This is a genomic window from Niastella koreensis GR20-10 (assembly GCF_000246855.1).
Classification (GTDB): domain Bacteria; phylum Bacteroidota; class Bacteroidia; order Chitinophagales; family Chitinophagaceae; genus Niastella; species Niastella koreensis.
Map to the genome: position 1 here is coordinate 573,064 of NC_016609.1, position 20,803 is coordinate 593,866.

General features: G+C 46.4%; 12 protein-coding genes. 10 read left to right on the plus strand and 2 right to left on the minus strand.

Annotated elements, in window-relative coordinates; genetic code table 11:
• Positions 1 to 8: 8 nt before the first annotated feature.
• From NIAKO_RS02325 to NIAKO_RS02360, 8 genes are all read left to right on the plus strand, one after another.
• Positions 9 to 4,232, plus strand: coding sequence for a PKD domain-containing protein (locus tag NIAKO_RS02325; protein ID WP_014216786.1), 4,224 nt, complete (start codon positions 9 to 11; stop codon positions 4,230 to 4,232).
• Positions 4,232 to 5,632, plus strand: a complete 1,401-nt coding sequence (locus tag NIAKO_RS02330) for a contractile injection system tape measure protein (RefSeq protein WP_014216787.1) — start codon at positions 4,232 to 4,234, stop codon at positions 5,630 to 5,632. The genes NIAKO_RS02325 and NIAKO_RS02330 overlap by 1 nt, the downstream gene beginning before the upstream one ends.
• A gap of 97 nt (positions 5,633 to 5,729) precedes the next feature.
• The gene (locus NIAKO_RS36305; RefSeq protein WP_014216788.1) at positions 5,730 to 9,680 is read left to right on the plus strand and encodes an eCIS core domain-containing protein; all 3,951 of its coding nucleotides are present in this window, start codon (positions 5,730 to 5,732) and stop codon (positions 9,678 to 9,680) included.
• Between the two features lie 29 nt (positions 9,681 to 9,709).
• On the plus strand, positions 9,710 to 11,020 hold the full coding sequence (locus NIAKO_RS36310; RefSeq protein WP_014216789.1) for an eCIS core domain-containing protein: 1,311 nt from the start codon (positions 9,710 to 9,712) through the stop codon (positions 11,018 to 11,020).
• 10 nt (positions 11,021 to 11,030) lie between these two features.
• A complete protein-coding gene (locus NIAKO_RS02345) occupies positions 11,031 to 12,383 on the plus strand; it encodes an ATP-binding protein (RefSeq protein WP_014216790.1) in 1,353 nt (450 codons plus the stop codon).
• Between the two features lie 467 nt (positions 12,384 to 12,850).
• A complete protein-coding gene (locus tag NIAKO_RS02350) occupies positions 12,851 to 14,245 on the plus strand; it encodes a T9SS type A sorting domain-containing protein (protein ID WP_041346228.1) in 1,395 nt (464 codons plus the stop codon).
• Positions 14,246 to 14,320: 75 nt separating this feature from the next.
• Positions 14,321 to 15,685, plus strand: a complete 1,365-nt coding sequence (locus NIAKO_RS02355) for a T9SS type A sorting domain-containing protein (RefSeq protein WP_014216792.1) — start codon at positions 14,321 to 14,323, stop codon at positions 15,683 to 15,685.
• A gap of 132 nt (positions 15,686 to 15,817) precedes the next feature.
• Positions 15,818 to 16,891 carry a hypothetical protein gene (locus NIAKO_RS02360; protein ID WP_014216793.1) on the plus strand — a complete coding sequence of 358 codons (1,074 nt, stop codon included), beginning with the start codon at positions 15,818 to 15,820 and terminating at the stop codon, positions 16,889 to 16,891.
• Positions 16,892 to 16,895: 4 nt separating this feature from the next.
• Here NIAKO_RS02360 and NIAKO_RS02365 read toward each other — a convergent pair whose 3' ends face one another.
• Positions 16,896 to 17,528: a pyridoxamine 5'-phosphate oxidase family protein gene (locus tag NIAKO_RS02365; RefSeq protein WP_014216794.1), complete on the minus strand. Its 633-nt coding sequence runs from the start codon at positions 17,526 to 17,528 to the stop codon at positions 16,896 to 16,898.
• Between the two features lie 85 nt (positions 17,529 to 17,613).
• Between NIAKO_RS02365 and NIAKO_RS02370 the strand changes: the two genes are divergently transcribed.
• Together NIAKO_RS02370 and NIAKO_RS02380 are read left to right on the plus strand one after the other, a co-directional pair.
• Positions 17,614 to 19,086, plus strand: a complete 1,473-nt coding sequence (locus NIAKO_RS02370) for an aminotransferase-like domain-containing protein (protein WP_014216795.1) — start codon at positions 17,614 to 17,616, stop codon at positions 19,084 to 19,086.
• 437 nt (positions 19,087 to 19,523) lie between these two features.
• The gene (locus tag NIAKO_RS02380) at positions 19,524 to 19,907 is read left to right on the plus strand and encodes a response regulator (protein ID WP_014216796.1); all 384 of its coding nucleotides are present in this window, start codon (positions 19,524 to 19,526) and stop codon (positions 19,905 to 19,907) included.
• 6 nt (positions 19,908 to 19,913) lie between these two features.
• Here NIAKO_RS02380 and NIAKO_RS02385 read toward each other — a convergent pair whose 3' ends face one another.
• A complete protein-coding gene (locus NIAKO_RS02385; protein WP_014216797.1) occupies positions 19,914 to 20,666 on the minus strand; it encodes a sulfite exporter TauE/SafE family protein in 753 nt (250 codons plus the stop codon).
• Positions 20,667 to 20,803: the final 137 nt, after the last annotated feature.

Below are 20,803 nucleotides of genomic sequence, written 5' to 3' on the forward strand. Positions count from 1 at the left end.
ACGTTTATATGCTACCGGTCAACTATGTTTATCCAAAGTTTGTGCCCGACCAGTTGCTCACGTCAGACGATCTGAACGAACTATTTTGCTACCTCGATAAACAGGGCCGGTTAACGCGCACCAATTTGATCGGGATTGGGATTGTTTGTGGAATGGAAGTTCAGCTCAATTCCGCCAAAACCGTCGTTACCATTACCGAAGGTACCGGCGTTACTTCTGCCGGTTATCTTATAAACGTACCACTCCGTAATTTTCCCAAAGCCAGTTTGTATGATCCGGTCAAAGAAAAGTATTACAGCAAATTTGTAAATACGGCTGCAGACCCAAAAACAAAAAAGTTCGACCTGTGGGAATTAAAGGAAGTGGATGATGAAACGGGTGACATCAATATCACAGAATCTTTCCTGAGCGATAAAGTGGTACTGTATTTTGTAGAGTTGCTGGAAGTGAATAATAAGAACTGCGACCCCAATTCCTGCGACGATAAAGGAATACATGTGAATGTAACCTTCCGGCCTTTGCTGGTTAAAAAGGTAGATGCCGGCACGCTTATTGGCGCAACCGGTTCGCAAACGATAGACCTGGTTATCAGTCTGGCCGAAGTAAGAATGCGCCGTTTCGATGTGCCCAATACCAGTCCTGTTACCAGTACCAATATTTTTGATGCTTATAAAGCGGTGCTTACCAAACCCTTTATTGTTTCCATTGAAGCTACCTTAACAGCAGCCTGGAACATTTTCAAAACGTATGCACAGGCAGAATACCAAACTACCAATCCTTTTGCGGGACTGGCCAATGAGTTTGAGTATATAAACAATGGAAGTATTTCCACCCACCAGCTACAACATATACAATATATCTACGATTTTTTTAGTGATGTGCTCCAGACTTATGACGAATTCCGCAGGACGGGGAAACATGTGTTAAGCATCTGTTGTCCGGATTGTGATTTGTTTCCCCGTCATTTATTATTGGGAGAAGCTATACCCCTGGCCGCAGGAACAGCTTCGCAATACCGGCAATACTTTTTGTATTCGCCTTTGTTCGAGCAGCGGGACGAGCTGGCGCAGTTGCAGATTTTATTTAAAAAGCTGGTGTTGATCGTTCAGCAATTCTTTCTTCCTGCTGTAAGTACCAGTACCAACTCCTCCAAGCTGGATGACTACATTCGAATTACGCCCAGTATACTGGGAGATGTGGACATTTCAAAAAAGGCAATCCCTTATTATTATCACGCAGTTGCAGGGCCATATCCACTCTACAAAAGCTGGAGCCTGCAAAAGACGCTGCAGGGGATACCACAGCGGAATTTATCGTACAATGCCAAAGATTACAATGGAACAGATGATTTTGTATTGAACCCATTGCTCTATGACCTGGAGCCTTATAACTTTCTGCGTATAGAAGGTATCATCGGGAAGTCTTACGTAAAAGTGTTGCAGAACCTGAAAGCGATGATCAGTCAGAACCGGTTGCCGGTAGATGTGATTGCGCTGAATACCGAGAACACCAATTTGCTGCAGGGCATCAATACTTCCAATGCATCTGCCTTCTCAGGCGTTATCGATGATATTAACCTGGAGGATATGGTTTGTTATTTCCAGGACCTGGATGCCCTGTATGCAGCCATGAAGAATGAGTTGTTGTGCAACCTGTGCAAGGAGTTGAAATATTATTACGACCTGGGTTTTGGTATACAGGTAACCAATTCGGCGGAAACTGAAACAAAAGTGGACCTGTTGAACACCTGCAGCCCGGGGTATAAGGTCCGGTCCGGTACATTCGGCTACTATATTGAACAACTATATGCCAAAGTAGGGGATAGCGGTAATGTAACGATGCAAATAATTGCAGCGTTATTTAATCTGGAGGGAACATCACTCCACGGTACATTAGGATCCTTTGTTGGCTATCTGGTTGATTATTTTGAAGTGCCCGTTTACATTATTCGCCTGGCTAATACAATTACTGATGATCTGAGCGCTTTTGAGGTGGAGGAGTATTGCCGCATTCACCAGTACCTGAGTGACAAAGCAAATGCAATAAAATTTGCTTACGATGTTTTAACCTCAGATACCGAAAAAGACAATGAAGCCGGTCTTACTATTATTAAGAACCTGTTGAGACAAAATACCGCCGACAGAGTATTGTCATTCTTCCGCATCGAAGATCTGTTCGATCACCTGGATGCGTTAATTTATAGTTGCAAGTGCGCCGCGTTCAAGGCAATAAAAGCAGAATACCTGCAACGGGTGGTTAAGCTCACCTTGTTACGCCAGTTTGGGTACTTCACCAAACAACATCCCGGTATTCAACACAAGGCAGGTGTGCCAATGGGCGGCACGTTCATTATTGTTTATCATAACAGGCCTAATACAATTACAAAAGGAAGAGCATTCGGGATCTTTATCCTGAAGGGTAAAGTTACCGATGAAGAAGGCGAACTGCTGCATAGTGTTTCAATAACTATTAAAGAAACGGGTCAACAGACGAAGGCAGATGCGGAAGGTAATTTTTCAATAAGGATAAAAACGTTGCCAACCGTTTTGGTATTCCGGGCTTCCCATTATGAGCCTAAAGAAGTGACCATCACATCAGATAATCCCATTACGGTGCGAATGGGTATCGATGATAAAGAAGAACCCCAAAACGCCATTGGTGGCATTGTCGCCGGTACAGTGATTGCAGATTTTTATCTGCCTTATCGCTGTTGTTCTGATTGTCCGCCCATACAATATGTGGTGCCGGAAATAAAAGATACACCACCAGCCAACCAGGGACCTATCGCCGATGCCGGTACCGACCAGGTAATTACATTACCGGCAAATACAGTAGTATTGAATGGCAGCGCTTCTACAGATCCGGATGGATCGATTACGCAATTCCAATGGGTGCGGTTAAGCGGTCCTAATACGCCGCAGATTGTTACGCCCAACAGTTCGCAATCGGGCGTAACAGGTTTGGTACAGGGCGTGTATGAATTTGAATTGACTGTTACCGATAATAAAGGCAGTACGGCCCGCGACAGCATGCTGGTAACCGTTAACCCCGCGCCGCATGTGAATCAGCCACCGGTAGCCAATGCCGGCACCGACAGGACCTATACAATTTCTACCGCCAATCCGTTGGTCCTGGATGGTTCGGCCTCTACCGATCCCGATGGAACGATCCAATCGTACAAATGGGAACGGGCCAGTGGTCCCAATACCCCGGTGATCGTGGCGCCTAATTCGGTACAAACACCAGTGACCGCATTGGTACCCGGAGAATATGAATTTAAATTGACGGTTACCGATAATGAAGGGGCCTCCGCTTCGGCCAGTGTGAAGATCACCGTGGCATTGCCTGAAAATAAGCCGCCAGTAGCTAATGCAGGTATCGATCAGGTGATTACGTTGCCGGTAAATACCGTTACGTTGAATGGGAGCTCGTCTGTTGATCCTGATGGTGCGATAAAGGTATTTTCCTGGAATTTGAAAACCGGACCTAACACCCCATTGTTTGGAACACCCGATGCGGCCATTACCCAGGTAAGCGGGCTCGCAGCTGGAAGCTATGAATTTGAACTGAAAGTGCAGGATGACCGGGGTGCTACGGCCACTGATACTGTGGCCGTAACCGTGAACCGCGCGCCGGAGAAATCGTGCACCTCGTTTCATAATATCACAGTGCTTTTTGGAAGCTTAAAAGATACTGATCCCAACAATTTTGCACTTTTTACCCGCTTATTCCAGTTCTATCCTCAGGTAGCAGCCTATTTTAAGCAACTGGATGCCGACCAGGTGCTTGCTATGCCGATTGACAAACAGATCGATTTCTTTGCTACACCAATAGGAGGAGCGGGTATTAATGTATTATTGCTGCAATGGCTAAAGCAATTGAATGAGCTGATTCTGGCCAATACAGAAAACCTGCGAACTTTGGCGCTGGCACTTTACCGCATATTGATGCTGTTGTCTATGTACATTGCCTGTATTCAGAAAGAAGATGCAGACAAAGCCAAAGTGCCCATGGATGAAGTGTTCAGGCTGATTGAAGAAAATACAAAAGCATGGGCAGACCTGAACAAGCAAAAACCATTTGCTGCACCCGATATGGATATCATAAAACAGATCTTCACCGATTTAAAAACAGAAGAAGCCCGCATCATCAGCAATGGGGAGGCGACTATAAAACCAGTGTACCTGGAGCTGATCAGGGCAATTATTAAAATATTAGACACGATCGTATAATGGGGTTTATTGGAAAACATATCATCCTGAAACAGGTGATTGACCTGGAATACAATGGGCGTACAGATGGCTTTGATCTGCAGCGTGCCGTAACCGAGTGGTGTCATCGCGACGTGCTACCCCATATTCAGGAGCAATTGGGAAAGTTGCGGACAAAAGGAAAAGTGTATAAAATAGATAAACTGGAAGTGGATGTGCAAATAGATGCTTCTGGTAACTGGATGGCGAATGCAACTACCCAAATTGTGCAGCAGGTGCATGAACAGATAGAACAGGAAATAAAGAAGTCACAGGATGATTCCCTGGTGAAGCCGCTAACTTTACCACAGCAATTTGTAGAAGCATTCATTTATTTTCTGCAACATGGTCATTTGCCCTGGTGGAGCCAGGTTAGTACGCATCATGTGTGGCAGGAAGAACTGGAAAACCTGTTGATTACCGGTTTTGACGAAAAAGCCAGAGTGCAGTTGCGGCAGTTGTTAAAACAACCCGATGTACAACAACGCGTATTGTACCAGGTGCCCGATGAAGTATTTATAAAACTGATGGTGCAGATCAATGCGGGGATTGAAAAAGACGTCACTAACCTCATCAACGACATCAAACACCTGGTAAAAGATGCGGAGGAAAGAAAAACGGTGCTTATTCTTTTCCGGCAAAGTGTAATGACCTTTATATATGAAGTGGTGCCGCACCAGTTTGCAGAACATGTGTATGCGCATTTTGTGCATCAGCTGTCGGCCCGGGGAAATTTACAGCATCTGCAGATCAACAAAGGAAAGCTGCGTAATACGGTGTTGAAAAAAACAATTCCCGAAGAACAATGGCGGGCAAAGGCAGATGAACGTGAGACTGATTTCGATCATCCGGAACCATCAAACATAAGTAAGATAAAACAGGAGGGCATCTATATTCAAAATGCCGGACTGGTTATTGTAGCGCCCTTCTTACCCGTATTGTTCAATAAGCTGGGTTTGATAGCTGGCGCAGAGCTTACTGATAAACGCCGCGCTGTTTACCTGGTGCAATACATTGCCTCCGGGCGCGAACGGGTGGCGGAATTTGAACTGGGGCTGGCGAAGCTATTGTGCGGTCTTGATTCAGATACCCCTGTGGATACCAATTTGCAATTAACCCCCGAAGAAAAGACCGAGATCAACGATCTTTTACTTTCGGCTATAGAATACTGGAGTATATTGAAGGACACTTCGCCGGATGGCTTGCAGCACACCTTCCTGCAGCGGTCCGGCAAACTCCAGTACTTAAACAATGAATGGAAGTTACAGGTTGAGCCAAAAGCCTGGGATGTGTTGTTGCAGCATTTACCCTGGAGTATGAGTATGATTAAATTGCCCTGGATGCCGTGGATGTTGAGGACGGAGTGGGGGTATGGAGGGTAAGTTGACGAGGAAGAAGAAGGTTGATAGAGTTGACAGGGTTGAGCGTGCAGCCGTTTTCCACGCCCCTTGCTTTTTTAAATAAGTTACCTTTAAAGTAGTGTTCACCTCCGCTGACAAATCAAATACAACCCGTGTAAACCGGCAGCAACAAACGGCCGGCACTACCTTCTTCAGGAAGGCGGGGGAGGACACGTTCTTTGGATCCACTGAACAACCTTCATTCTTCTCTCCGGCGGTTCAGACAAAATTAACGGTCAGCAGTCCCGATGACCCGCAGGAAAAAGAAGCAGACGCCGTAGCCGACCAGGTGATGCGTATGCCCGAACCGGTAAGTATGCCATCGGCCAGGGAAGATGATACGCTTCAAAAGAAAGAAGAAGGCACAGTGGGGCAGGTTACCGGGGTACAGCACCCGGTTATTAGCCGCATAATCCAGTGCAAAGGGGCAATGGTTCAAACCAAGCTGGGAACGCCTGTTCAACGCAGCTACCTGGGAGATGATACGGGGTCTTTTGATATTTACCCAAAACATCTTTCACTATATCCATCAGACGTTTTACAACAAAGTGGCCGGGGCCCGCCCACCAGCTCCATACCGTTTGAGCAATCGTTGTCAACTTCAAAAGGAGGCGGCCATGCATTGCCCGGCGATACCCGTCAATTTATGGAGCGTCGCTTTAATGCCGACTTCAGCGGTGTGCGTATTCATACCGGCAGCCATGCCGAGTATTTAAGCACCCAAATTAATGCCCAGGCTTTCGCTCATGGCAATGATATTTATTTTAACAGTGGCAGGTATTCCCCCAATACGGCCAGTGGTGGTTTATTGCTTGCCCATGAACTAACCCATACCATTCAGCAGGGGGCCAGCAAGTCCCATGCCCCAGGCAATGCTGCTACAGCAATTGCCCGTAAACCTATTGTACAAAGAAGTTCCGGCGCCGAGCAGGAGGAAGCTGCAACCCCGGATGCCGAACAAACCCTTCAACCCAAAAATGAACTTAGCAGCTGGAGTGTAAATAGCGGCGGTGAATTGGCTCAGCCAAAAGAAGAAGAACGAAAAGAGGAAGAGGATAAAGAGTCGTTATCACAAACCCCGGTGATACAAAAACAATATGATTCCGAAGAACAGGTGCAGCGTTCCGTGGTCGACGATGCACTGGCCTATATAGATTCGGTTACTGATTGTATTAGTCTTGACCTGGATGTGGCCAAAGCCTGTGCGTTACGAAAAGCACAGCAGGTGGCGCTGCATATACCCGGTTATCGTGCGTTGCGGGTAGTGCTGGGTCGTGATCCCATTACCAGCGATGGCGTTGAACGCAATGGCAGGAACTTCCTGGAAGCGGCGTTCGATCTGATGCCGGGTGGCTTGTTATTACACCAGAAGCTGGAAGAGCAACACCAATTGGATGCGGCAGCTGCCTGGATAGACGAACAGTTAGCGCGTGTGGAGAACCTGGTGACCGGGTTGTTCAACGATATAGAAAGATTCTGGAACCGCCTGGGTATAACAGACCTGGGATCGCCGATGGACGTGTTGCGCAATGCGGCCAACATCGTACTCGGTTTTATAAACAGGGTCATTGATTTTGCGGTAGAAGCGGCCAGCGAGCTGTTGGCGATGATCAAGGAATACCTGCTCACGAAGATCGTTGACTTTATAAAAACGCAAACCACGGCTTATCCTTTATTGCGGGTAATCCTGGGACGCGATCCTGTTACGGATGAAGTAGTGCCCACCAATGGCACTACCATTTTGAATGCATTGCTGGAATTGGGTGGTGAAGAGGGCATTCAACAGCGCACACAGATGCAGCAAACCGGTACCTTCCAGAAGGCGGTTGATTTTATAGACGAAGGCATCAGTTTGTTCAGCCGTACTTACGATGAAATGGTAACGGCGTTCCATAACATCTGGAATATTGTTACCATCAATAGCCTGATGGATCCGATAGGCACCTTTACCCAGATCTATAACCAGTTTGCAGGTCCGGTAGGCAGGGTGCTTGATTTTGTGTTGCGGGTAGGGGCCGAGATCCTGAAGTTCATCAAGGAAGTGCTGATGCAACGCCTCAGCGCCTGGGCGCGGGAGCAACGCGGCTATGAGCTGGTAACGGTGATCATAGGAAAGGATCCGTTCACGAATGCCGTAGTGCCGCGCAATGTAGAGAACCTCATCAGGGGCTTTATGAGCCTGATGGAAGGCGGGCGCGAACAGTTTGAACAATTGAAGGAAAGCGGCGCTATTGACAGAACTGTGGTGAAGGTGAATGCAGCGGTGGCCCGGTTGAACATGACGCCGGCATACATTGTACAATTGTTTGTTGACCTGTGGAATTCGTTCAGCATACATGATATCGCCAACCCGATAGCGGCTTTCCAGCGCATCATTGCACGGTTTGGCGAACCCATTGGGCGGTTGATCGCATTTGTGATCACGATCGTGCAAATAGTGATCGAGGCGATCCTCATCATCATGAAGTTCCCGTTCGATCTGATCAATAACATCATTGCCAAAGCCATGCAGGCTTTTGAAATGATAAAACGTGATCCGGTCGGGTTCCTGAAGAATTTGTTGCGAGCGATAAAACAAGGGTTCATTCAGTTCTTTGATAATATTCTGCAACACCTGTTAACCGGCCTGGTAGGCTGGCTTACCAGTGAGTTGCGCGATGCCGGCGTTCCGGCATTTGCCGATACTTCGTTACGAGGCATTATTAGCTGGGTGCTGCAGGTGCTGGGCATCAGTATGGAAAAGATCTGGCAAAAACTCGCGGCGCATCCACGGATTGGCCCGCAGCGGGTGGCCCGCATTCGCAGTATGATCAATACACTCGAAGGTATCTGGACATTCATCAAAGATGTACAGGAGCGGGGGATGGCTGCCATCTGGGATAAGATAAAAGAACAGCTGACCAACCTGTGGGATACCATTTTGAATGCGGTGAAGAGCTGGATCATGGAGCAGATCGTAAACCGGATGGTTACCCGCCTGCTGAGTATGTTAGACCCAACCGGTATTATGGCCGTGGTGAACAGTACCATCGCCCTGTACAATGCCATACAGTCGTTCATCAAATACCTACGTGAAATGCTGGAGATTGTGAACAGCTTTGTAGAAGGGGTGGTAGACATTGCCAGTGGGAACATTACAACGGCCGCTAACTACCTGGAACGGACGCTGGCCAGAGCGGTTCCGATTATTATTGGATTCCTGGCGAACCAGGTGGGCTTAAGTGGAATTGGTCACCGGGTTGGAGAAATGATTGGCCGGGCCCAGGAAATGGTTGACCAGGCATTGACGTGGTTAGTGAACAAAGCAGTTGATACGGCCTTTAATCTTATTGACAGATTGATGGGCACGCAGCAACCAGACGCTCCGGCGCATGATCCTGAAAAACAGGCGAAGATAGACGCCGGTTTGGCAGATATTGATACGGAAGAAGCCAAATACCTGAGCAGCGGTAAAATAACGCATGAGCAGGCGCAACTGGTGGCACAAACAGTAAAAGGGAACCACCCGGTATTTACATCTCTGGAAGCTGTAAGCGGTCAGGGTACCTGGGATTACGAATATGCAGCAAGTCCAAAGGCAAAGAAGCCGGGCCCGGCAAAAGCACTGACCCTGCCATCTGGCGATGCTGAAGCCGATTGGGAAAAGGTTAAAGCGGGTGAGTTGATGGATGTATCAAATTTTGATAACACAATAGGTCAGCAAATGAACCTGAACCCCGACTTTATTTCAGACCGGGACAGCCAGGGAAGAACAAACCGGCAAAGAGGGGCGGCAGGGCTAACGGCGTTCTTATCGCATACTGATTTTGTTGAGCTGCATCATACTACCCAAAGTTTCTTTAGCATATTGGATGAACACAGCCATAGTTTTCACCAAAGCGTGGTAGATGATCCGGATTACCATCCAATGGCAGGAGATGCGGGTTATCTCAGCTGGCGTGGAGAGGTTGGCTGGTACAAAGGAGAAGTAAGATTATTGGGAGATGTATATAACCTTATCCGTCAACGATACTGGAGAAGAAGATTTTAATGTAAATTCAGGAAGATAAATTTTGTTGTATGAAACCATCATTTCGTTATCGCCGCAGAAGCAAGCCTGCAAAAAATGAAGGTGCGTTCTTTAAGAAAGACAGTAAGGCAGAGCCTGCTTTTTTTGGCGAGGCTGCACACGATACTTTTTTTCCACCGGGCGTAACCAACCAGGCTATTCAACGGAAATGTGCTTCGTGTGAACAGGAAGAAAAATTACAACGCACACCCGCCTCTGGTGAAGCTTCGGCGGGCAAGGAAGACAAGAAAGAAGAGGATAAGAAATTGCAGCGGTCACCCGCCTCCGCTGAAGCTTCGGCGGGCAAGGAAGCTGGTGGTTCAACTGATTCAACAACTAACGTAAGCAACTATGTGGGTTCATTAAATGGCAAGGGGCACGCCCTGTCGCCATTGGTAAATCAGTTCTTTTCATCGCGCATCGGATACGATTTTAGCCAGGTGCGCATACATACCGACAAAGAGGCGGCGGAATCTGCCAGGAGCGTACATGCAAAAGCCTACACCATTGGTAATAATATTGTTTTTAACGAAGGACAATACAATGCTGAGTCGCAGGAAGGGAAAAAATTACTGGCGCATGAACTCACCCATGTGGTGCAACAAAAGGGCGGAGAGAGCGAACTGGACCGAACAATAAACTATACAGACGCAACATCAACAGGACGTGACCCGATACCTTTGGCATTGGCGAAAGGACACTCCACGCTGGGTAAAACCTATTTAAAAATAAACGGGAAGCCGGTAGAAGGTAAAGACGAAATCAGAAAACCCATTTGGGAAGCGTTTGAAAAGGCTACCCTTGACTATAATTCCCAAACAAAGAAGTGTACGATCAATTTAAAGGATGTTAATCTGACCATCTCTGCCGACCTGCTTGTATTGACAGATCCCACCGATGATAAATGGACGGGCAAATACCCAGGTTCGTTGTTAGATAGTTCATCAGCCTGTTCAAAACAGGGAACAGTGAATGTTCAGTTAGTAAGTACACCAAAAGGCGGTGCTGCCCTGCAGGCGCAGGTGGCGGCTGATGAGAACGACCATTACCAGGATATTCTGCGGTTATCGAAAAGGCATATGGAAGCGTTTTATGACCAGCTGAGTAAACTGAGCAAGGATTCCAAAGATGGTGGCAATGACTGTGTGAAATGGTTCCAGGATGAAGTGCAGGATAAAAACAGTAAGATGGTGGTTGCTTTTACCGACGACTGGGTGGCTGCAGTGGATTCGCATGATAACAAATCATCCGGTGCACATAACCGAAATGCCCGTACCAATGTTACGGATTGTAAACTAATAACCATTACCGTACAATTATAAAGTAATACCTGTGTTATACGCATTGAATAATAATGAACCCGGGTTTATATTGGAGGCGGCGTTGAATGATCTGCGACAGATCGTGGTATACCGCATGCAAACACATTTCAACCAGCAGCCGATCGATTTTGATCAATGGCTCGGCAAGATTTTCAATGACCGGTTGATCAGGGCCGATGTAGTTAAACATTTGCCAGCTGCAATCAGTACTGATGAATACATCACCTTGTTATTATCGCTGGTGCCGCATGTACAACCCAGCTTTTTTGAATCGATCATTGCGGATCACCTGCCTAACGGCGGGGATTTTGCAGAGTTTGGGGGCGTAAAGGGCAGCAATCACCGCAGTATATTGCCAACCGGCGAAACGGTGCAATTTATTTTGGCAGGAACCGGGCTGGGGCAACGCCTGCAGGTGCATCAACTATTTGGTGAAGAACATTTCTTTTATCGCCAGGGTATTTTATGGCTGGAACCGGTGAAGGAAGGTGAGCCGGTGATGAGTGGCCGTATTATAATGGCGCAGGACTGGGTTGATAAATTATTACTGGATAAAGAAACCGCTCCCCGGTTCGGGCTCGATTTCCCTGCCAGGCGCATTACTACCAGTATGGTTTGGGACGATGTGGTGCTGAACCAGCAAACAAGAAAGCATGTAAACGAGATCAGCAACTGGTTACAGCTGCATCATTTATTTAGTGAAGATGAGAACCTGAGCCGGAAAATAAAACCCGGTTACCGGGTGCTGTTTTATGGGCCTTCCGGCACCGGTAAAACCCTTACAGCTGCGTTACTCGGTAAACAATTTCAGAAAGATGTATACCGGGTCGATCTATCGCAGGTGGTAAGTAAATACATTGGTGAAACGGAAAAGAACCTGGAAAGCGTTTTCAAAAAAGCCGAAACAAAGAACTGGATCCTGTTCTTTGATGAAGCCGATGCCTTATTTGGCAAGCGCACCAATATGCAAAGCGCCCACGACAAATACGCCAACCAGGAAGTAAGCTATTTACTGCAACGGGTAGAAGATTATCCCGGGTTGCTCATTCTGGCTACCAACTTTAAAAGCAATCTCGATGAAGCCTTTCTGCGTCGGTTTCATTCACTTATACATTTCCCCATGCCCAATTCTGCAGAACGGTTGTTACTATGGCAACGGTCTATGCCTGTTAGTTTGCAACGTGATGCCGATATCAGGTTGGAGGAACTGGCCAAACAGTTCGAGGTCAGCGGGGCCAGTATCTTAAATGCCGTTCAATACGCTGCGCTGCAAACCTATGCGCGCAATAATGGTGTTATTTGTCAGCAGGACCTGATAGATGGGGTGCGCAAGGAGTATCAAAAGGAGGATAAGTCTTTTTAACTTGTTCTGTAATCTTAAATAGCATTTAATAGACAATAGACAATAAGCAATAGACGAGACAATCGGCAAATGCCAATTGCCTATTGTCTATTGATATAAAAGATCTCCGTTATGTGAATAAATAATTTCTCCAATTGACCAGTAGATGTATTGGCTCATACCTGCTAAACAAGATAATTTAGTACCACGCTATTAGAAATTATATCCGCGGGTTAATATCCGTAGACCTACCGTATCGTTTTCATTTGCCCAATCTGGTGTACCTCATTATTTGACTGGCTACTTGCACAGGAAGTGGCAAAGCTGTCTATTGTGTTTTAAGTTATATAAAAGCATTTTGCAGAACGCTTAAGGCTTAACGGCTAACGCTGCTTTATTTTTTATTGTGCTTTTGCGTTCAGCGTTGAGCATTCAGCGTTCGGTGTTCAGCATTCTGCGGTATTCATTTTAACCAAACCTCATATACTATGAAACAGATCTTTTACGCTTTTATTTTTACCTGTATTGCACAAACAATAATGGCGCAAACGCCACCGGCCACCTGGCAGGAGCACTGGTTTGAACATAACCAGCTGCTTAACCTGAAATTTTACGACAACGATGTGGCCGTTTATTATGACAATGACGTCAGCAGTTCCGTAACCTGGCCTTATACTTATATGGGCGATGTGTGGCGCTATGTAAAAAATCTATACGGCGGCTTTGGCACCGACCCGCATTTGTTTGCCGTTTATCACACCGGTAAATACAGTGGCGGTCATCCTTCTACGTATTTCGATGCCAGTCACGACAACCGCAATGTAATCGACGTTGGTCCTGGCCCCTGGACAAGCGGTGGTACCGGTAACGACCTGGATATCTCTACCCATGAAGTAGCGCATATTGTAGAAGGCGCCAGCAAAGGCATAAAAGGTTCGCCTGCTTTTTCGCTTTGGGGCGATAGTAAATGGGCGGAGATCTTTATCTATGATGTATACCTGGGTTTAGGTAAAACCAGTGAAGCAACCCGCTGGTATAACCTGATGCAAACTTCCACCGCTGATTTGCCAGTGGCAGGTACCCACTGGTTCCGCGATTGGTTCTATCCTATTTATCATAACTATGGAGGTTCACAGGTGTTGAACCGCTTCTTCACCTTACTGGCTCAGTATTTTCCCAAGAGCGGCAGCCAGTATTCGCGCGATATGAACTGGGGTGAGTTTGTACATTTCTGGAGCGGTGCAGCCGGTGTAAGCCTGAAGCCATTGGCTACAACCGCTTTCGGCTGGACGTCTACTTTTGAAACGCAGTTCAACCAGGCACGGATTGATTTTCCTTTTGCTTATGGCACCGGTGTGGCGAGTGTGTATAAGCATTGTAATTATGGCGGCTATGTAACCGCATTAGGTGTTGGTAATTATACCCTGAGCCAGCTGCAGAATATGGGTGTGCTGAATGATGATATCTCCTCGGTAAAAGTGAACAGCGGTTACCAGATCCAACTGTTCCAGGATGATAATTTCACCGGTACCTCCGTTACACTTACTGCCGACCAAAGCTGCCTGGTGGCAAACAATTTCAATGACCTGGCCTCATCGCTTAAGGTAACTGCTGCCGGTGCCGCAGCAAGAGTAGTCACTGAGATCCCCACCGACAACCGGTTAAGCATTTATCCCAATCCTGTTACCAACGAGTTGCGGTTTACTACCTCGCAATCCATTACCGGTTCCACATTAAGGATCCTGGATGTGATGGGCAGGGAGGTTTTGCAAACCAGATTTATTACAAACAGTATCGACGTTTCAAAGTTGCCATCCGGTGTATATACGTTGGTAATCTCTGATAAAGAAAAACATTTCACAAGAAGATTTGTGAAAAGTTAATCTGTTTTTAAGTTCCTGAGTTCGTAAAAGAACTCAGGAACTTAATAACTAACGAACTAAAAAACTTGCCTAATTATGAAAAAGCTTATTTATACCTGTTTGCTTATATGTATCATTCAAGCAACATTCGCAAACTCTGTTATATACGGCGGTGGACCGATTTATAAAAACCGCAGTTATTCCATCAGTGAATTAAAAAACTCCGGGTTTACCTGTGTGGTGGTATGGACCATTCACATCGATGCCAGCGGCAACCTGAATTTCAATGCCGAGTTTCCGCTGGTGCAGAATGGATCATACATTGGCGCTTCTACCTATCCCAATTTTGCCAGCGATATTGCTTCGCTGAAAACGGGGACTACCAGCGTCAATCGCGTGGAGTTTTGTTTAGCGGCCTGGGGTTCCAGCACCTTTGCCAATATCAAGAACCTGATCGCTTCGCAAGGCACAGGTTCAACCAGCATTCTGTATAAGAATTTTCAGGCAATCAGAACTGCCTTCCCTACAGTAGATGCCATTGGCTTTGACGATGAAACCACCTACGATGTAAGTTCGGCCACTGCATTTGCGGTGATGTTAGGAGGCCTGGGCTTTAAGGTGTCATTGGTGCCTTATACCTCCAGCACCTTTTGGACAGGTGTTGCTACCAATACCAATAACCAACGCCCGGGTACGGTTGACCGGGTTGACCTGCAATGTTATTCCGGCGGGGCAGGTAACAATCCCTGTAACTGGAATTTCGGCAGCGTTCCTGTGTATGCCGGGTTGTGGGATGCGGAAAAAACAACCAGCCAGGTGCAAAGCCAGTTAATAATCTGGAAGAACAGTTGCAATATCAAAGGCGGTTTTATCTGGTTGTACGATGACTTCGATAATACCAGCGGAACGGCGGCGTATGCAGCTGCCGTCAACAATGTTTTTAATGGAGGCAGCGGCACTTCGGTAGCCACATTTTATAAGGATTGTAATTATGCTGGTACGGCGGTAGGACTGGCCGCGGGCAGTTATACGCTCAGCAGCTTGCAATCGTTTGGCATTGTAAATGATGATATCTCTTCCCTGCAGGTGCAGAGTGGATATAAGGTCACCCTGTACTGGGACGATAATTATGCAGGCGCCACGCTGGTTAAAACCGCCAGCGACGCCTGTTTGGTGGATGATGGCTGGAACGATAAAGTTTCCTCCCTGGTGATTGCCGTCAATGCCGCAGCAAGAATGGAAAGTACAATTACCAATCAGGCAGGCCAACAGGAGTTGAAATTATTTAATACAGCTAACCTGGCCGGTGTTCCTGTTCGTATATACGATATTACCGGCCGGCAGGTACTTCAGGTACGGCCGCAATCGAACCGGATCGATATTTCCAGGCTGTTGCCGGGGGTATACGTGCTGGAGTATGTGTTACAGGGGAAAAGAGTGACGCAGAAGTTTGTTAAGTAAAGCTTAGTTAAAGAGTTGACAGGTTAACGTGTTAACACGTTAACCCGTCAACTCTTATGTATTTTATCCACTAATACCGTTTTTTTTCTATCTTGTTTACCTAATATTAGGGGGATATCATACATTACAACCATGGCGCCAATATCAAAAGGAAAATTCAACAACCGGCAGTGGCTTTTAATCCTGATCCTGTTTGCGATGATGTCGGTTATTTCGTTCTACATTTTTCAGCATGCTTTTGCGTACCGGTATGTGCAGGTAGATGTATTGGTAGCCGCCACCAGCCTTACACTTTTCTTCTTTTTTATTCTGATGGTGACCATGCAGGGCTTCAAGGCGGTGGATATTTACGAAGAGCAGCTTGTTGTTAAATGGCGTTTTGCCTCCCGCATAGTTGATAAGTCTGAGATCAAGGCCTATGGGATCACTACGCGCAAACAGATCAATTATATTATTATAAAAACAACGGGCGAGGATGTGGTGCTGCCCGAACTTCTGCTCAATAACTTCGATGACCTCATCCATCAGCTCCAGCTCTGGCGAATAAAACAAAAGTTTGAATTACCCATTACCCGCGATGCCCGCTTTGAGAACCGGGGCACCGGGGTGATCCTGATGATCGTGGGTTCATTCCTGTTTGGTTTTACCATCAAGTCGGTGATCTCGCCTGAATTTTCAGTAGATGGCAGCAAACTCATAACCTTAAGCGGGCAGCTCAGTATGCCGCCTGAGATCAAAATGCCTTCCAAAGGAAATGCATCGGGATCTATTCAATTGTATCTGGTCGAATACCCGGGCATCAACTTTAATATCGATGGCGTGGGGTTCAATTCTGTCAACGTTAAACAATTACAGGCTGCCGCCAGGGGCACGCCGGTGGAGCTGTCTGTGCTGAAACATGAATACGCCGTAAAGATCACGAAAACCGAAGCCCCGGGTTATTTTGAAACGCATTACCAGTGGGCAACCATCTATACCTATAGTCTTACTGTAAACGGCGAATCCTTATTATCTGTAGATAGCTATAATGAAAGCAAACACTCGCTGGATAACAGCAACAAAAAATGGAGTGTGCTGATAGCCATCATTGCCCTTTCCATGTTTACGTATGGTTTTATTTTATACCGCCAGCGGCATAAAGTACCTTTAACTTCAGCCAATACACAACCGCCTGCAAAAGTTAATGCAGAGAAGGTAAAAGGATAAAAAGCTAAGCCGGCATTAAATGCTTCGGCAAAGGTATATCAAGGCTTAGTTCGTCCGGAACAGGATCGCGGCGGCTTGTTTCAATAGGAATAATGCCCGACCAGATAGGCAGGGGTTTGTCTTCCTCCTCATCATTTGGCATCCCGCTGCGGATTTTTGCAGAAGCTTCATCTATGTCGAACGACAAAACCGTTGTTTTACGCACCTCGTTTTCCTTCATCGGCCGCAGGTAGTCCCAGCTATTGGGTACTATTTTATTGGTAAGCCATTCCAGCACGTTCCATTTAGTGGCGGGGTCTTCGATTTTTTCGCCCTGTGAAAAAAGCACCACCGAGCGGTAATTCACCGAGTGAGAGAATGCCGATTTGGCCACCACAAGGGCATCCAACAACGTTACTGAAATACAAACGGGGATCCCTTTTTCCAGTTCCCAGATAAAATGACTGCCTACAGACCCATGGATGTACAATTTATTTTCGCGGCGTACAAAAGCGGTGGGAATAGAAAATGGTTTGTTTTCAAATACGTAACTGATTGTGCAGAAGAGCGCTTCGTCAAAAATGGAATAGATCAATTCTTTGTCATAATGCGCCCGTTTAGCACCTCTGCTGGGAATCAAATGTGACTGTGGAGCCATGCGTGGTTGAATTTTTTACAAAATTGTACCTTTATTGGATGGGTGTAATCATCCGGTTTATTTAAAGTCAGTAGTCCACTTTACTATGCAGGCACTTTCAACCCTTATTTCGATCGAAAAAGACAGTTTGCAACCTGTGTACCTGCAGATTGCCAACCAGCTCATGGTTTTTATAAAAGACGGTAATCTGCAAGCCAGCCACCGCCTGCCCAGCACCCGGCAAATGGCCGAATGGTTACAGGTGCACCGGAAAACGGTGATCCAGGCCTATGATGAATTGCTGGCGCAGGGCTGGCTCGAAAGCCGGACCGGAAGTGGCACCTATGTAGCCAAACATTTACCGGAAATACATCCACGGAGTTTACTGAACGGTTCTGCCAAAAGCTTTAACCCCGCGCAAACAGCGGGCTTTGAATTTGAAGCCACCCCGCATCTTGACCGGCCGGCCATTTGGTCGAAGCATAAATACCACCTGGATGATGGTTTTCCCGATTCGCGCCTGGCGCCGCTGGAAGAACTGGCGCGGGCATACAGAACGCAGTTGCTTACCGGCAATCCTTATGAGCGTTTAGGGTATGGCGATACCCTGGGGGCTTTGTGGTTGCGGAAGGTGCTGTCGGATTATTTAAATGATACCCGCGGTTTAAAGGTGACGCCCGAAAACATCCTGATTACCCGGGGCACGGTGATGGGGTTGTATTTGTGCTGCACCGCTTTTTTGAATCCGGGCGATAATGTAGTAGTAGGAGAGTTGAACTACAATGGCGCCAATATGAATTTTTTACAACGGGGCGCCAACCTGTTAAAGATCCCGGTTGATGAAAATGGGATTGTGGTGGATGAGCTGGCAGCTATTTGCCGCAGGCAAAAAGTGCGCATGGTATATGTTACCTCGCATCATTTTTACCCCACTACTACGGCCTTACGCGCCGACCGGCGTATTGAACTGCTTCGCCTGGCAGAACAATATGGCTTTATTATTTTTGAAGATGATTATGATTACGATTTTCATTATTTGAGCAAACCGCTGCTGCCATTGGCCAGCGCCGATAAGGCCGGGATGGTGATCTATTGCGGTTCTTTCACCAAAACAATTTCCCCCGCATTCCGGGTGGGGTATGTGGTAGCTTCAGAAAATGTGATCTGTCACCTGGCCAAATTGCGGCGCATTGTTGACCGGCAGGGTGATATCCTGCTGGAAAATGCTATTGCCGAATTATTACAGAACGGTATTATCCAACGCTACCTGCGTAAATCGGTGCGTACTTACCGGCAGCGGCGCGATGTGTTTTGTGAATTGCTAAAGACGCACCTGAGTGACTATGTGCAATTTCAGGTGCCCGTGGGTGGTATGGCCGTGTGGACCCATTTCGATCCGGCTATTAATTTAAACGTGCTTACCCGGAAGGCCCTGCAACACGAGCTTTATTTTTCTGCCGGGTTTGCTACCGGTGGTACAATACCCAAGTTGAATGCCACCCGGCTGGGTTTTGCTTCTTCCACCCAGGAAGAACTGACCTGCTGTGTGGAGATTTTGCGGAAAGTGTTAAAGGCTTAAGGCTTAACGCTGAACCCTGAACCCTTATTTCTGAATGCACCCCATATTTTTACATTCCGCGTTTTGGATTTTGCCTTCCGCGTTCTGCGTATTGCGTTCCGCGTATGTAAAAAACAGCTTCCTGTTGCGCCTCATAATATTATTTCAGAATAATAAATCCAACCGTTCCCTTTTTACGTACCTCCTGCTATTGACCTGTGCAGCAAATACAACTGAGTATTTGGTGCATCAGATCTGTTTTTCATTGACCTGACGCAATTCGATTTTAAGTGAGTTAAATAAACGAATAAATAAAAGCATTTAAAAATGTCATTTTTTGACATATGCTAATACGCGTATTTTGTTAGTCTGAATACTATTAAATTAATTTGTATATACCATTAATTAATTGCGGTGCACTACCCAATTACCTTAGTGAGGTTTACTTAAATATTGCTATGGACAATGCTCAATCAGTTACAATTGCTATTGTAGATGATCATATGATGTTACGCCAGGCCATAAACCTGCGGCTGAGTTTACTGGGATATAAGGTTGTATTGGAGGCGGAAAACGGGAAAGACTTTCTTGACAGACTACCGGAAATGAATGCAGATCCGGATATCTGTTTGCTGGATATCAATATGCCTATTATGGATGGTTTTGAAACCGCTGTGGAACTGAAAAAGCGTTGGCCTTACATAAAGATCATTTTCTTTACCATGCACAATAGTAAAGCTTATATCGTGAAAGCCTATCAGATAGGGGTGCATGGATTTCTTTCAAAAGATGCTTCCACCGAAGAAATAAAGCAGGCGTTAACCGATGTAATGAAAAATTAGCGTAACCTATCTTTTTAAAAAGATAAAGATGGCGCCAATGAGGGTGAGCACGATCACTACCTGGCGATACAGATCGTCTTTTATGCCGGCTACCAGTTTTATGCCGCACCAGAAGCCCAGGATCAAAAAGGGCACCAGCGCCAGATCGGTCAGTAACGACGAGCTGGTAATATTGTTCCAGTAAAAGACCTGGAAGGGCAGTTTGAACCAGTTAATGATTAGAAAGATCCAGGCTCCGGTTCCAATAAAATCGTTCTTGGGCAAACGCATGGCCAGAAAATAGATATTCGAAAAAGCGCCCGCCAGGTTGCCCAGCATGGTGGTGAATCCCGATACCAGACCCATACCGGATACAAATAATTTGTTGTTGGGCATCACCGTCGTCTTCCGGAATTCGATCACCAGCATAATTATTACAGTAAGCACAATGATGGTGGCCATCACTTTTCTGAAAATAGCCTCGTTCAGGTCTTTCCCTACAAATACCCCCACCAGGATACCAATCACCATCCAGGGCATTAGCCTTCTCACATGCGACCATTGCGCATGCCGGTGATAATACTTTACGGCCATCACATCTGCCACACATAATAAGGGTAATACAATCCCTGTAGATGCCTTTCCCCCGAACACAATGGTCATAATAGTAACATTCAACATGTCGATGCCTTTGAGCCCTGCCTTGGAAAGCCCAATTATAAAGGCCGACAAGGCTATCAGGATTAAACTGGTGGTTGAGTACGCTGCAAATATTCCCATGTGTGAATGGTATAAGTATAAGAAAACTCAAATATAACAATAGCGCCCCTTTTTGAAGAAGGCTTAATAATATTAAGTAGGAAGTTGATAAAGTTGACGGGGTTGATAGCGTTGATAAAGGGCGGAAGATGAAAAGT